Raw genomic sequence first — 13372 nt, 5'->3', positions numbered from 1 at the left:
CCCCGACCGGAAAGGAACGGACCATGCAGCTCACCGCACCGGCCACGCGCCGCACGGGCATCCGGGACACCGACGGCATGGCGGTCGCGTCCTTCGTCCTCGGCCTCGTCGGCCTCCTCGTCCTGAACGTCTTCCTCGGCCCGATCGCCATCGTCCTGGCGGCGGTCGCCCTCCGGCGCGGCACCGGGCGGCGCGGCCGCGCCCTGCTCGGCCTGACGCTCGGCATCGCCGACCTGGTGGTCCTGGCGGCCTTCATGCAGGCGGACTCGACGATCTCGTGGAGCTTCTGAGGCGGGCCGCCGGGAGGCGGGCGGGGACGGCCGACCGCGACACGAGGTCCGTCGGCCCCGCGCCGTAGAATCGCCTCACCATGGCTTACCTCGATCACGCCGCGACCACCCCGATGCTCCCGGAGGCGGCAGAGGCACTCGCCGCCCACCTGGGCGTCACCGGCAACGCCTCCTCCCTGCACGCGTCCGGCCGCCAGGCCCGCCGCACGGTCGAGGAGGCACGCGAGACCCTCGCGGAAGCACTGGGCGCCCGCCCGAGCGAGGTCGTCTTCACCTCCGGCGGCACCGAGGCCGACAACCTCGCCGTCAAGGGCCTGTACTGGTCCCGCCGTGACGCCGACCCGGCCCGCACCCGGATCCTCGCCAGCCCCGTCGAACACCACGCCGTCCTCGACGCCGTGCACTGGCTGGGCGAACACGAGGGCGCGACCGTCGAGTACCTCCCCGTCGACGCCCACGGCCGGGTCCACCCGGACGCCCTCCGGGAGGCCGTCGCCCGCAACCCCGGCGATGTCGCCCTGGCGACCGTCATGTGGGCGAACAACGAGATCGGCACGGTCATGCCGGTCCGTGAACTCGCCGAGGCCGCAGCGGAGTTCGACGTCCCCCTGCACGCCGACGCCGTGCAGGCCTTCGGTCAGGTCCCCGTCGACTTCGCCGCCTCCGGCCTCGCCGCGATGACCCTCTCCGGCCACAAGATCGGCGGCCCCTACGGGATCGGCGCCCTGCTCCTCGGCCGCGAGCACACCCCCGTACCCGTCCTGCACGGCGGCGGCCAGGAGCGGCACGTGCGCTCCGGGACCCTCGACGTCCCCGCCATCGCCTCCTTCGCCGTGGCCGGACGCCTCGCCGCCGAGCAGCGCGAGTGGTTCGCCCGTGAGATCGGCGCCCTGCGCGACGCCCTGGTCGACGCGGTCCGCACGGCCGTCCCCGACGCGATCCTCGGCGGCGACCCGGCGCCGGAGGGCCGCCTCCCCGCCAACGCCCACTTCACCTTCCCGGGCTGCGAGGGCGACTCCCTGCTGCTGCTCCTGGACGCCCAGGGCATCGAGTGCTCCACCGGCTCCGCCTGCACCGCCGGCGTCGCCCAGCCCAGCCACGTCCTGCTCGCCACCGGCGCCGACCCGGACCTGGCCCGCGGCACCCTGCGCTTCTCCCTCGGCCACACCTCCACCGAGGCCGACGTCGAGGCGGTCGCCCGGGCCATCGGACCCGCGGTGGAACGGGCACGGGCGGCGGGGCTCACGTGAGCGACCGCGGGATCCGCCGACGGGGACCCGGGAACGACGGGCTCGCGCGACGGGTGCCCGGGGCCCCTCACGCGGACGCGGTGTGCGCCTCCCGCACCAGCCGCAGGTACCGGTCCCAGTCCCAGTGCTCGCCCGGGTCGGTGTGGTCCGTCCCCGGCACCTCCACGTGGCCGATGATGTGCTCGCGGTCCACCGGTATCCCGTACCGCCGGCAGATCCCGGCCGTCAGCCGCGCCGAGGCCGTGTACATCGCGTCGGTGAAGTCCTGCGGACGGTCCACGAAGCCCTCGTGCTCGATGCCGACGCTCCGCTCGTTGTACCCGCGGTTGCCCGCGTGGTACGCCACGTCCAGCTCGCGGATCATCTGGGTGACGCGCCCGTCCTTGCCGACGATGTAGTGGGCGGCCGCCCGGTGGTCCGGGTCCTGGAACACCTGCACCGCGCTGGCCAGGTCGCCCTGCGTGACGTGGATGACGACCAGGTCGATGCCGTAGTCGTCCGGACGGTCGGCCCAGCGGAAGTTCGCCTCGGAGGCCGCCACCCACCGCGCGCCCCGGTAGTCGACCGCGCCCTGCACCCGGGACTTCTCCACGCCCGGCAGCCGCCACCACAGGTGCGCCAGCTCGTCACGCGCCAGCACCGCCGACCCCACGGCCGCCGCCGCCCCGCCGATCAGCAGCGCACGCCGCCCGATCCGCCGGTCGGCGTCGCGCTTCGTCTCCCCCATGGCCCGTCCTTCCTCGCCCTCCGAGATCCACAACGGATACGCGCGGGCCGCGGTTCCCGGCGCCCCGTACCCTGGGAGGCGTTATGACTGAGACCTCGCAGCGCCCCCGCCCCCTCCGCGTACTCGCCGCCATGTCCGGCGGGGTCGACTCCGCCGTCGCGGCCGCCCGCGCCGCGGAAGCCGGCCACGACGTCACCGGCGTCCACCTCGCGCTCTCCGCGAACCCGCAGTCGTTCCGGACGGGCGCGCGGGGCTGTTGCACCATCGAGGACTCCCGCGACGCCCGCCGCGCCGCCGACGTCATCGGCATCCCCTTCTACGTCTGGGACCTCGCCGACCGCTTCCGCGAGGACGTCGTCGAGGACTTCGTCGCCGAGTACGAGGCCGGCCGCACCCCCAACCCCTGCCTGCGCTGCAACGAGAAGATCAAGTTCGCGGCGCTCCTGGACAAGGCCCTGGCCCTCGGCTTCGACGCGGTCTGCACCGGCCACTACGCGAAGGTCGTGGTCCGCGAGGACGGCACCCGCGAACTGCACCGCGCCTCCGACATGGCTAAGGACCAGTCGTACGTCCTCGGCGTCCTGGACGACAGGCAGCTCGCCCACGCCCTCTTCCCCCTCGGCGACACGGTCACCACGAAGGACGAGATCCGCGCCGAGGCCGAGCGCAGGGGGCTCGCCGTCGCCAAGAAGCCCGACTCGCACGACATCTGCTTCATCGCCGACGGCGACACCCAGGGCTTCCTCGCGCGGCGGCTGGGCAAGGCCGAGGGCGACATCGTCGACGAGGCCGGCCACAAGCTCGGCACGCACGACGGCGCGTACGGCTTCACCATCGGCCAGCGCAAGGGCCTGCGCATCGGCACCCCGGCCGCGGACGGCAAGCCGCGCTACGTCCTCGACATCTCCCCGGTGGACAACACGGTCACGGTCGGTCCGGCCGCCGCCCTCGACGTCACCGCCCTGACCGCCGTCAAGCCCCGCTGGTGCGGCGCCGCCCCCACCGGCCCCGGTGCCTACACCGCCCAGCTGCGCGCCCACGGCGGCGAGACCGGGGTGACGGCGGAGCTGGTGGACGGCGAACTGCGGGTCTCCTTCGGGGAGCCCGTCCGCGGCGTGGCCCCCGGCCAGGCGATCGTGCTGTACGACGGCACGCGCGTGGTGGGCTCGGCGACGATCGCCGCGACCACGCGCGCGACGGCCGCGGCGGTGTGACCCTACGCCCCGGGCGCCCACCGGCCCGGCGACCCCACCGGTGCCGCCGGGGGGCTACGGCGCGAAGAACCCGGTGAGGACCGGCGCGAGGACGTTCGGGTCCACCATGTGGTCCTGGTCCGCCAGTTCGCGGTACGTGCCCCGCGGGACCGCCGCCGCGACCGCGCGCGTCGCCTCGCGCATCCACGCCGGGCTCGCCCCGCCCGCCACGGCCAGCACCGGCACGCCGACCGAGGCCAGCCGCTCCCGGGGGACGAGGCCGTCGCCCATCACGGCGTCGTCGTAGGCCAGGGTCGGCGCGATGGCCTCCATGCCGGCCCACATCGGCGACTGGCGGGCGCCCTGGATCATCTTCTCGGCCAGGCCCGTCAGCCTCAGGAACAGCTCCACCGCGTCCCCGCGCCGGCCCTGCCCGAGCGCCTCGGTCAGCCGCGCGGTGTAGGCGGCGCGTTCCCCGGCGCCGCCGTCCGAGAAGTCCGCGTACGGCGTCTCGTACACCGCCACCCGGCTCACCGGCAGCCCGCTCGCCGCCGCCCGGAGCACCAGCGCGCCGCCCGACGAGACGCCGTACAGCGCCGCCTCGCCGCCCGCCACGTCGATGAGCGCCGCCAGGTCCTCGACCTCGCGTTCCACCGCGTAGGGCGCCGTGTCGCCGCTCTCGCCGCGGCCCCGGCGGTCGTAGCGGACCGTGGTGAAACGCCGCGCGAGGAGGCCGGCCAGCGGTGCCACGGTGGAGCTCGTGGACATCGCGCCGCTGACGAGGACGACCGCCGGGCCCTGCCCTGCGACTTCGTACGCGAGGGACGTGCCGTCGCGCGAAAGGGTCTTCTTCTCCATGTCTGCCGAGACTGTCAGACGGGGCCGAGCTCATCGGTGCGGCGGGGCCGTCCCGGGCGTGCCGCGGCCGTCGGTCAGTCCGTCCGGATGAGGAACCGCTGGTCGGCCGCGCCGGTACAGCGTTCCTCGACCGCTTCGGCTCCCTCGGCGCGGTCGTCGCCGGTCAGGCCGACGCACGTCGTGCCGCGCGCCGTGCGGAGCCGGAAACCGCCGCCGTCGCCGGAGGGGACGGCCTCCACGCGGAACAGGGTGGCGGCGGAACAGTCGTTGCGGGGCTCGAGCATGCCCTTCACCGGACCCGACCCGATCACCGTCAGGCACCCCTTCCCCTCCGAGGGATGGTGCCACTGGATGCGGTACAGGCCCTCGCCGGCCGGTTCCAGGTAGGTGCGCGGAACGGCGGCCCGCGCGCAGGGGAGCTGCACGGCGACGGCGTTCCCGTAGGCGCCCTCGCGGTCCCGCCCGTCCGTCAGGCACAGGTCCGGTGTCCGGGCGGGGCGCACGGTGACCCAGCCGTCGGCGGGCTTCCCGGAGGCGGAGGCGGAGGCGGAGGCCGCGGCGGCCGGCGCGCCGGTGCCGTTCGCGTCGTCCGTGCCGCCGAAGGCCCCGGACAGCAGCGCCCAGGCGGCCAGGGCGAGGAGCGGGGTGGCGAGGACGGACGTGAGCAGGATCCTGCGGGACCCGGCCCCCGGCCCGCGCGCGTCCGGCCCGGCGGTCCGCGGCGGGGACTGGCCCGTCTCCTCGTCCCGGTGCTCGTCCGTGCCGTCGTCCCCGTGCTCCGTTCCGGCCAGGGACGCGGTTCCGCTCCCGGCCCCGTCCGGGTCCGTGGCCGCGGCGGGCGCGTCCGCGGCGATGCGTTCCCTGGCGTCCAGCCAGGCCGCCAGCCGCTGTCCGTCCCCGCAGGCGCGGACGAACGCGGCCAGCACGTCGGGGCGGGGCAGGGTCGCCCGGCGCAGCACGTCGGCCAGGGTGCTGCGGGCCAGCACGTCGCCGTTGCGGGCGGCCCGCTCCTCCAGCTCCCGGTACGTCAGCCCCGCGCGCTCCTTGAGCTGCCGCAGCGACGCGACGAAACCGGCGGCGTCCCGGGCCGCGTCCGGCGACGGCTCCTCCAGATTGCCCATGCACGCATGGTGTGACAGGTCTGACGCGTGGGGCAACGGTGGATCCGGTCATGACGCCGTCGTCCGGGACGGTTGTCCGGGACGGAACCCGGACAGGGCCCTGACCGGCCCGGACAGCCCGGAGGCCGTCCGGGACGGCCCGGTGCCGTCGCTTCCGCCCCGCGATGCGGCACCATCGGTCGGCGGGGGAGCGCGGACCGGTGGCGACGGGGGACCACCGGTCGTGCCCCGCCGCCCGTCCCGCCCGTCCCGCCCGTCCCGCGCGGGCTCACGCCGGCGAGACGGACACCTCGTAGAAGCAGAGGTGGTCCTTGATCGCGGCCACGTCCGGTTCGGGCTCGGGGTAGGACCAGACGAGGTCGGGCGCGTCCGGCAGGGACCAGTAGGACGCCGTGCCCTTGAAGGGGCAGCGCGTGCGGGTGGCGGAGGGGGTGAGGAGGTCCAGGCGTACGTCCTCGGCGGGGAGGTAGTAGCGCACCGGGCAGCCGGTCTCCCTCAGGACGAGGGGCCGGTCGCTCTCGGCCAGCACCTGGTCGCCGTGGACGACCCTGACGTGCCGGTCGCTCTGCTCGATCGTGATCGTGTGTCCGTGGGCCATACCGGACAGAGCGCTCGCGGGGCCGCGGTTCTTCCCGCGTACGGTGGGTGCCATGCGCATCTGTGTCTTCCTCTCCGCCGCCGACCTCGACGACCGCTACACCCGACCCGCCCGTGAGTTCGCCGAACTGCTCGGCAAGGGCGGTCACACGCTCGTGTGGGGCGGCTCCGACAGCGGGCTGATGAAGGTGGTGGCCGACGGCGTGCAGGAGGCGGGCGGCCGGCTGTGCGGGGTGTCGGTGGACTTCCTCGCGGCCAAGGCCCGGCCGGGCGCGGACGAGATGGTCATCGCCCGTGACCTCGCCGAACGCAAGAAGCTCCTGCTGGAGAAGGCCGACGCGGTGGTGATCCTGGTCGGCGGCACGGGCACCCTCGACGAGGCCACCGAGATCCTCGAGCTGAAGAAGCACGGGCACACCGACAAGCCGGTCGTGCTGCTGAACACCGCCGGCTTCTACGACGGCCTGAAGGAGCAGTTCCGGCGCATGGACGCCGAGGGGTTCCTGCCCAGGCCGCTGACCGACCTGGTGTTCTTCGCGGAGGAGCCGGTCGGCGCGCTGGCCTACCTGGAGGAGAGTCAGGGCATCGAGTGAGCGTCCGGTGATGCGAGCATGGCGGGCATGGCTACTCATGTGATCACCGGAGCGGGTTCCGGCATCGGTGCGGCCGTCGCCCGCCGCCTCCACGCGCGCGGGGACGACCTCGTGCTGCACGCGCGCGACGCGGGGCGCGCGAAGGAACTCGCGGCGGAGTTCCCCGGGGCGAGGACGCTCGTCGGCGACCTGGCCGACCCCGACAGGCTGTCCTGGGCCTTCTCGCACCAGACGCTCCCCGACCGGGTGGACTCGCTGCTGCACGTCGCCGGGGTGGTCGACCTCGGACCGGTCGGTGACCTCACCCCCAAGTCCTGGCGCCACCAGCTCAACGTCAACCTCGTCTCGCCCGCCGAGCTGACCCGGCACTTCCTGCCCCAGCTGCGCGCCGCCCGCGGGCACGTGGTGTTCGTGAACTCCGGGGCGGGACTGCGGGCGAGCGCCGACTGGTCGGCCTACGCCGCCTCCAAGCACGGTCTGAAGGCGCTGGCGGACTCCCTGCGGCAGGAGGAGCACGCGAACGGCGTCCGCGTCACCTCCGTCTACCCCGGGCGCACGGCCAGCCCCATGCAGGCCAAGGTCCACCAGCAGGAGGGTAAGGACTACGACCCCGGGCAGTGGATCGACCCGGAGTCGGTCGCGACGACGATCCTGACGGCCCTCGACCTCCCCAGGGACGCGGAGATCAACGACCTGACGGTACGTCCGGGGCGGTGACGGCGGGGGCGGGGAACCGGGGCCGGCGCCCGCGCCCGCCCCGCACCCCCCGAGCCCTACGTAGGCTTCCCCCGTGAACGAGAACATGCGACTGGGCCCCGCCACGGGCATCGGCTCCCTGCCCGGCGGCGACGCCAGGGAGGCCGCCAAGACCGTCACCGGCACCTTCGAGGACTTCCCCTTCCTCGCCGAGCTCCCCGCCCGCGGCCCCGGCGCGGACATGATCGGCCGGACGGCGGGGATGCTGGTCGAGCTGTACGCGCGCGTGGAGCCGAGCGGCTGGCGCGTCGGCGACCGGCCGGGCCGGGACACCCGGCGGGCCAGGTCGTGGCTGGGGGAGGACCTGGACGCGCTGGAGGAGTTCACCCAGGGCTACGAAGGGCCGCTGAAGGTCCAGGCGGTCGGCCCCTGGACCCTCGCCGCCGCCCTGGAGCTGCGGAACGGCGAGGCCGCCCTCTCCGACCCCGGGGCCTGCCGCGACCTGGCCGCCTCCCTCACGGAAGGCCTGCGCCTGCACCTCGCGGAGGTCCGGCGCCGCGTCCCGGGCGCGCGGCTCGTGCTCCAGCTCGACGAGCCCTCCCTCACCGCCGTCCTGCGCGGCCGGGTCAGGACCGCCAGCGGCTACCGCACCCACCGCGCCGTCGACCGCCAGGTCGTCGAGGCCACGCTCCGGGACGTCGCCGGGGTGCACGGCCAGGGTCCGGTCGTGGTCCACTCGTGCGCGCCGGACGTGCCCTTCGCCCTGCTGCGCCGGGCCGGCGTGACCGCGGTCTCCTTCGACCTCTCGCTCCTCACCGAACGTGACGACGAGGTCATCGGGGAGGCGGTGGAGGGGGGTACCCGGCTCTTCGCCGGTGTCGTGCCGGGGACGGACGGCCCGTTGTCAGACCCTGCCGGTAGCGTCATGGGTGTCAGGACGCTGTGGCGCAGGCTGGGGCTGTCACCGGGGCTTCTCGCGGAGGCGGTCACCGTCACGCCTGCGTGCGGTCTCGCGGGGGCCTCTCCCGCGTACGCGCGTCAGGCGCTCGCGCACTGCGTCCGGGCGGCGAGATCCCTCGCCGACAACCCAGAGTGACGGGAGGACTACACGGTGGCCGGCGACAAGCAAGCGGAGACGACGGTGCCCACCGAGGCACGGGAGCAGCACGCGCAGCTCGCTGAGCAGATCGAGGAGCACCGCTTCCGGTACTACGTGAAGGACGCTCCCGTCATCAGCGACGCGGAGTTCGACCGCCTCCTGCGCTCCCTGGAGGCGTTGGAGGAGCGGTACCCCGAGCTGCGCACGCCCGACTCGCCGACCCAGAAGGTCGCGGGCGCGTACGCCACGGAGTTCACGGCCGTCCAGCACCGCGAGCGCATGCTCTCCCTGGACAACGCCTTCGACGACCTGGAGCTGGCCGCCTGGGCCGAGCGCGTCCACAAGGACGTGGGCGCCTCCGCGTACCGCTTCCTGTGCGAGCTGAAGGTCGACGGCCTCGCCGTCAACCTCACCTACGAGAACGGCCGCCTCACCCGCGCGGCCACCCGCGGCGACGGCCGCACCGGCGAGGACATCACGCCCAACGTGCGCACCATCGCCGAGATCCCGGACCGCCTCGCCGGCGACGGCGTCCCCACGCTCGTGGAGATCCGCGGCGAGGTCTACTTCCCGATGGAGAAGTTCGAGGAGCTCAACGCCCGCCTGGTCGAGGCGGGCGACAAGCCCTTCGCCAACCCGCGCAACGCTGCGGCCGGTTCGCTGCGCCAGAAGGACCCGAGGGTGACGGCCGGCCGGCCGCTGCACATGGTCGTCCACGGCATCGGGGCCCTGGAGGGCTACGAGGGCCTGACCCGCCTCTCCGAGGCCTACGACCTCCTCAAGTCCTGGGGCCTGCCCACCTCCGCGCACAACGAGGTCGTCGACGACCTCGACGGCGTGCGGCGGTTCATCGCGTACTACGGCGAGAACCGGCACTCCGTGGAGCACGAGATCGACGGGGTCGTGGTCAAGCTCGACGACATCCGGCTGCAGGGCCGGCTCGGCTCGACGGCCCGCGCCCCCCGCTGGGCCATCGCCTACAAGTACGCGCCCGAAGAGGTCAACACCAAGCTCGTCAACATCCGCGTCGGCGTGGGCCGTACGGGCCGTGTCACGCCGTACGCGCAGGTGGAGCCGGTGACGGTGGCCGGCTCCGAGGTGGAGTTCGCGACCCTGCACAACCAGGACGTCGTCAAGGCCAAGGGCGTCCTCATCGGCGACACGGTGGTGCTGCGCAAGGCCGGTGACGTGATCCCGGAGATCCTCGGGCCGGTCGTCGACCTGCGGGACGGCACCGAGCGCGAGTTCGTGATGCCGTCCGAGTGCCCCGAGTGCGGGACGCCCCTGCGGCCGATGAAGGAGGGCGACGTCGACCTGCGCTGCCCCAACGCCCGCACCTGCCCGGCCCAGTTGCGCGAGCGGCTGTTCTACCTCGCGGGCCGCAAGGCCCTGGACATCGAGCACTTCGGCTACGTCGCCGCCGCGGCCCTCACCAAGCCGCTGGAGCCGCAGGACCCGCCGCTGACCGACGAGGGCGACCTGTTCGACCTCACCGTCGAGCAGCTGCTGCCCATCAAGGCGTACGTCCTCGACCAGGACAGCGGACTGCCCAAGCGGGACCCGAAGACGGGCGAGGAGAAGATCGTCACGGTCTTCGCCAACCAGCAGGGCGAGGCCAAGAAGAACGCGGTCGCCATGCTGGAGAACATCGCGGCCGCCAAGGAGCGCCCGCTCGCGCGCGTCCTCACCGGTCTGTCGATCCGGCACGTGGGGCCGGTCGCCGCCGAGGCGCTCGCCCGCGAGTTCCGCTCGATCGACCGCATCGAGCAGGCGTCCGAGGAGGAGTTGGCGGCCACCGACGGCGTGGGCTCGATCATCGCCGCCTCGCTCAAGGAGTGGTTCGCCGAGGAGTGGCACCAGGAGATCCTCCGCAAGTGGAGGGCGGCCGGGGTCCGCATGGAGGAGGAGAGCACCGGCGAGGACGAGGGCCCCCGTCCCCTGGAGGGCCTCACCGTCGTCGTCACCGGCACCCTGGAGCGCTTCACCCGCGACGGCGCCAAGGAGGCGCTGCAGAGCCGTGGAGCAAAGGTGACCGGTTCGGTTTCGAAGAAGACGTCCTTCGTGGTCGTGGGGGACAATCCCGGCTCGAAGTACGACAAGGCGATGCAGCTGAAGGTGCCCGTCCTGGACGAGGACGGCTTCACCGTCCTGCTCGAACAGGGTCCCGAGGCGGCGGCGGAAGCCGCGCTCGCGGTGACGGAGTAGCGGGGAACGGCGGTTGAAGGCCACCCGATCGGCGCATATCAGATGCATACGGGTGGCCGGGGCGCATTCGGGCAACCGTCGACGACCGCTGCCCGCGGAAGCCGTCCGCGGCCTACTGTTGAGATGTGCGCCCGCCGTGCCCAGCCGCGGTCGGGGCATCCCCGCGCTCCTGACGAGTGCGGGGAAGGGTTCACCGACGCGGCGCCGCCCGGGGGTTGTCGGGCAGTGGGCCGCGCGGCGTGGGCACCGCCGGCTGTGAGAGGGACGGGAATGGAACCGACCGAGAGCGCCGCCCAGGAGTCGGGGCTGCGCCTGCGCCGGGTCACCGGCGTCTGGTGGGGGAGCCGGCGGGTGGTGTGGTCGCAGCGTGCCGAGGCGCGCGCCGGGGCCCCGCACGCCGCCGCGGACCCGCGTGCTCCCGGCAGGTTCCCCGCCGGATCCGCGGCGGCCGGACCCGCCGGCGGCGAGAGCGAGCGCCACCTGTCCTGGTCCGCCGCGGTCGTCGCGGCGGCCGGGTTCGCCCTCGGCGCCGGTTTCTACCGCGCCTTCACCGGCAGCCACGCGCTCTTCCCGGCCGGCACCGCCGGCTGGTCGCTGGCCGTGCTCACCGGCGTCATCGTCGGCCACCTGGTCATGCTCGGCCGGGCCCGCTGGTGGGGCGGCACCGGCTCCGGCGCCGCCCTCACCCTCGCCGTCCTGCTGCTCTACGGCTGGCTGCCCGCCGGACTGGTCAGCCTCACCGTCGTCGTCCTGGTCGGGATAGCCCGCCGCCACCGCTGGCGGCAGGGCGTCCTGCACGGCGCGGTGGACATCGTCGGCATAGGCGCCGGAGCGCTGCTGCTGGCGGCCTGCGGGCGGGTGCCGTCCGTCGAGAGACCCTGGACCCCCGACACCTGGACGGTCTACACCGCCCCCCAGGTCGTCCTGGTCGCCGTCGCCTACCTCGCCGTCACCCGCGTCCTGCTCTGGTACCTCAACGCGCCCCGCCCCGACGGCCTGCCCACCGTCGCCCGCACCGCCCTGGTCAGACAGGGGCTGGTCGCGGTCGCCCTGCTCGGCATAGCCCCGCTGGTGTGCGTGGTGGCCGTGGCCGAACCGATCCTGCTGCCGCTGTTCGCCATCCCGCTCATCGCGCTCGACTCCACGCTGTGGATGGCCCGCGCCCGGGCCGAGGAGCAGTTGCGCGACCCGCTGACCGGGCTGCCGAACCGGCAGTGGCTCGGGGAGCGCATCTGGACCGCCCTGGACGACGCCGAACGCATCGGCGCCCGCGCCGCGTTGATGCTGATCGACCTCGACCGTTTCCGGTCGGTCAACGACACCCTCGGTCATCTCGCCGGTGACCGGCTCCTGCTCCAGACGGCCGACCGGCTCCGGGCCGCCCTTCCGCGCGGGGCCGAGGTCGCCCGGCTCGGCGGCGACGAGTTCGCCGTCTTACTGCCCGTCGCCGACTCCACGACCTCGGCGACCCGTGTCGCCCGCGGACTCGTCTCCGCGCTCGGTTCGCCGCTCGACCTCGACGGGCTCACCCTGGTGCTGGAGGCGAGCGCCGGCGTCGCCGTCTTCCCCGACCACGCCCTCGACGCGGAGGGGCTCCTGCGCCGCGCGGACGTGGCGATGTACCAGGCCAAGCGGGACCGCACGGGCGTCGAGGTCTACGAGTCCAAGCGGGACTCCAACACCCCCGACCGGCTCGGCCTGCTGGGCGATCTGCGGCGCGCGCTCGACGCCCACGAGGTGCAGCTGCACTACCAGCCCAAGGTCCGCTTCGACGGCCAGGTCGCCGGACTCGAGGCGCTGGTGCGGTGGGTGCACCCCGAGCGGGGGAAGGTGCCGCCGGACGAGTTCATAGCGATCGCCGAGTCCTCCGGGCTGATGCCGCACCTCACCGAGTACGTGCTGGAGACGGCGCTCGGACAGGTCGCCCGGTGGCGGTCCCAGGGCCTGTACGTGCCGGTGGCGGTCAACGTCTCCCCCCGCGACGTCCACACCCCCGGCTTCGCCGGTTCGGTCGCCGCGCGCCTCGCCCGGCACGGCGTCCCCGCGGGAGCGCTCCAGCTCGAGATCACGGAGCACGTCCTCCTGGAGGACCCCCAGCGTGCCGCCGACACCCTCAACGGGCTGACCGGGCACGGCGTGAAGATGTCCCTCGACGACTTCGGCACCGGCTACTCCTCGCTCGTCCACCTGCGCCGGCTGCCGGTGAGCGAGCTGAAGATCGACCGGTCCTTCGTGGCCCGGCTGGCGGTGGACGCCGAGGACGCGGCGATCGTGCGCTGCACGGTCGACCTCGCGCATTCGCTCGGGCTGCTCGTCGTCGCGGAGGGCGTCGAGGACGACGAGACGTGGGAGCGGCTGCGCGACCTCGGCTGCGACGCCGTGCAGGGCTGGCTGGTCGCCGCGGCGATGCCGCCCGAGGAGACGACGGCATGGCTGCGGGCCCGCGGCTCACGCGGCTGGCAGCGGCCCGCGGCGGCACTGCCCGCGGCGGCGTCCGACGAGTGACCCGCCCGCCCGGGCGACCCGGCCCCGCCGGCCCGCCCGCCGGGCACCCCGGCGACACGCCGGAGCGCCGGGCCGCCACCCGCTTCGGGTGACGCCGGAGCCCTCCCGCGCCACGCCAGGCCTCATCCGGGAGTTCCCCACCGGCCGTCCCCCTCCGGGGGGTGTCACGCCCGGGTCCTTGTGAAACCGCACGCCGTTCCCGCGCGGCACCCCGGGTCCTTGTGAACCCTCCCCGCGC

General features: G+C 74.4%; 12 protein-coding genes. 8 read left to right on the top strand and 4 right to left on the bottom strand.

The features are described from left to right. The first annotated feature begins 23 nt into the window (after positions 1 to 23). Both ACH4F6_RS35505 and ACH4F6_RS35500 read left to right on the top strand, forming a co-directional pair. Positions 24 to 290: a DUF4190 domain-containing protein gene (locus ACH4F6_RS35505; RefSeq protein WP_397964509.1), complete on the top strand. Its 267-nt coding sequence runs from the start codon at positions 24 to 26 to the stop codon at positions 288 to 290. A gap of 80 nt (positions 291 to 370) precedes the next feature. Next, positions 371 to 1540 (top strand): cysteine desulfurase family protein, encoded by a 1170-nt coding sequence (locus ACH4F6_RS35500; RefSeq protein ID WP_397964508.1) that lies wholly within the window; start codon positions 371 to 373, stop codon positions 1538 to 1540. 67 nt (positions 1541 to 1607) lie between these two features. On the opposite strand, the gene ACH4F6_RS35495 is transcribed toward ACH4F6_RS35500, so the two are convergent. Continuing rightward, complete coding sequence (locus ACH4F6_RS35495) at positions 1608 to 2267, bottom strand: N-acetylmuramoyl-L-alanine amidase (RefSeq protein WP_397964507.1); 660 nt, start codon at positions 2265 to 2267, stop codon at positions 1608 to 1610. 83 nt (positions 2268 to 2350) lie between these two features. Between ACH4F6_RS35495 and mnmA the strand changes: the two genes are divergently transcribed. Further along, a complete protein-coding gene (gene mnmA, locus ACH4F6_RS35490) occupies positions 2351 to 3481 on the top strand; it encodes a tRNA 2-thiouridine(34) synthase MnmA (RefSeq protein WP_397964506.1) in 1131 nt (376 codons plus the stop codon). Positions 3482 to 3535: 54 nt separating this feature from the next. Here mnmA and ACH4F6_RS35485 read toward each other — a convergent pair whose 3' ends face one another. The 3 genes from ACH4F6_RS35485 to ACH4F6_RS35475 all read right to left on the bottom strand — a co-directional run bounded on the left by ACH4F6_RS35485 (position 3536) and on the right by ACH4F6_RS35475 (position 6037). Then, the gene (locus tag ACH4F6_RS35485) at positions 3536 to 4318 is read right to left on the bottom strand and encodes an alpha/beta fold hydrolase (protein WP_397964505.1); all 783 of its coding nucleotides are present in this window, start codon (positions 4316 to 4318) and stop codon (positions 3536 to 3538) included. Positions 4319 to 4392: 74 nt separating this feature from the next. Beyond that, positions 4393 to 5439, bottom strand: coding sequence for a helix-turn-helix domain-containing protein (locus tag ACH4F6_RS35480; RefSeq protein WP_397964504.1), 1047 nt, complete (start codon positions 5437 to 5439; stop codon positions 4393 to 4395). 268 nt (positions 5440 to 5707) lie between these two features. Continuing rightward, on the bottom strand, positions 5708 to 6037 hold the full coding sequence (locus tag ACH4F6_RS35475; protein ID WP_397964563.1) for a DUF427 domain-containing protein: 330 nt from the start codon (positions 6035 to 6037) through the stop codon (positions 5708 to 5710). 52 nt (positions 6038 to 6089) lie between these two features. Here ACH4F6_RS35475 and ACH4F6_RS35470 point away from each other — a divergent pair, with 52 nt between their 5' ends. The 5 genes from ACH4F6_RS35470 (at position 6090) to ACH4F6_RS35450 (ending at position 13134) form a co-directional block, all read left to right on the top strand. Further along, positions 6090 to 6629, top strand: a complete 540-nt coding sequence (locus ACH4F6_RS35470) for a TIGR00730 family Rossman fold protein (RefSeq protein ID WP_397964503.1) — start codon at positions 6090 to 6092, stop codon at positions 6627 to 6629. A gap of 18 nt (positions 6630 to 6647) precedes the next feature. Beyond that, complete coding sequence (locus ACH4F6_RS35465) at positions 6648 to 7346, top strand: SDR family oxidoreductase (RefSeq protein WP_397964502.1); 699 nt, start codon at positions 6648 to 6650, stop codon at positions 7344 to 7346. An 85-nt stretch (positions 7347 to 7431) separates the two neighbouring features. Continuing rightward, positions 7432 to 8421, top strand: a complete 990-nt coding sequence (locus ACH4F6_RS35460) for a methionine synthase (protein ID WP_397964562.1) — start codon at positions 7432 to 7434, stop codon at positions 8419 to 8421. Positions 8422 to 8436: 15 nt separating this feature from the next. Continuing rightward, positions 8437 to 10629: an NAD-dependent DNA ligase LigA gene (gene ligA, locus ACH4F6_RS35455; protein ID WP_397964501.1), complete on the top strand. Its 2193-nt coding sequence runs from the start codon at positions 8437 to 8439 to the stop codon at positions 10627 to 10629. A gap of 270 nt (positions 10630 to 10899) precedes the next feature. Next, on the top strand, positions 10900 to 13134 hold the full coding sequence (locus tag ACH4F6_RS35450) for a putative bifunctional diguanylate cyclase/phosphodiesterase (RefSeq protein WP_397964500.1): 2235 nt from the start codon (positions 10900 to 10902) through the stop codon (positions 13132 to 13134). The last annotated feature ends 238 nt before the right edge of the window (positions 13135 to 13372 follow it).

The sequence above is a fragment of the Streptomyces sp. NPDC017936 genome, assembly GCF_044328485.1.
Classification (GTDB): domain Bacteria; phylum Actinomycetota; class Actinomycetes; order Streptomycetales; family Streptomycetaceae; genus Streptomyces.
This window is presented reverse-complemented; position numbering and strand designations above follow the sequence as displayed.

What these genes read in the sequence shown, in the direction of transcription:
- ACH4F6_RS35485 (WP_397964505.1), bottom strand. Translation starts at nt 4,318, where the DNA reads ATGGAGAAGAAGACCCTTTCGCGCGACGGCACGTCCCTCGCGTACGAA.
- ACH4F6_RS35460 (WP_397964562.1), top strand. Translation starts at nt 7,432, where the DNA reads ATGCGACTGGGCCCCGCCACGGGCATCGGCTCCCTGCCCGGCGGCGAC.
- ACH4F6_RS35475 (WP_397964563.1), bottom strand. Translation starts at nt 6,037, where the DNA reads ATGGCCCACGGACACACGATCACGATCGAGCAGAGCGACCGGCACGTC.
- mnmA (WP_397964506.1), top strand. Translation starts at nt 2,351, where the DNA reads ATGACTGAGACCTCGCAGCGCCCCCGCCCCCTCCGCGTACTCGCCGCC.
- ACH4F6_RS35465 (WP_397964502.1), top strand. Translation starts at nt 6,648, where the DNA reads ATGGCGGGCATGGCTACTCATGTGATCACCGGAGCGGGTTCCGGCATC.
- ACH4F6_RS35505 (WP_397964509.1), top strand. Translation starts at nt 24, where the DNA reads ATGCAGCTCACCGCACCGGCCACGCGCCGCACGGGCATCCGGGACACC.
- ACH4F6_RS35480 (WP_397964504.1), bottom strand. Translation starts at nt 5,439, where the DNA reads ATGGGCAATCTGGAGGAGCCGTCGCCGGACGCGGCCCGGGACGCCGCC.
- ACH4F6_RS35450 (WP_397964500.1), top strand. Translation starts at nt 10,900, where the DNA reads ATGGAACCGACCGAGAGCGCCGCCCAGGAGTCGGGGCTGCGCCTGCGC.
- ACH4F6_RS35500 (WP_397964508.1), top strand. Translation starts at nt 371, where the DNA reads ATGGCTTACCTCGATCACGCCGCGACCACCCCGATGCTCCCGGAGGCG.
- ACH4F6_RS35470 (WP_397964503.1), top strand. Translation starts at nt 6,090, where the DNA reads ATGCGCATCTGTGTCTTCCTCTCCGCCGCCGACCTCGACGACCGCTAC.
- ACH4F6_RS35495 (WP_397964507.1), bottom strand. Translation starts at nt 2,267, where the DNA reads ATGGGGGAGACGAAGCGCGACGCCGACCGGCGGATCGGGCGGCGTGCG.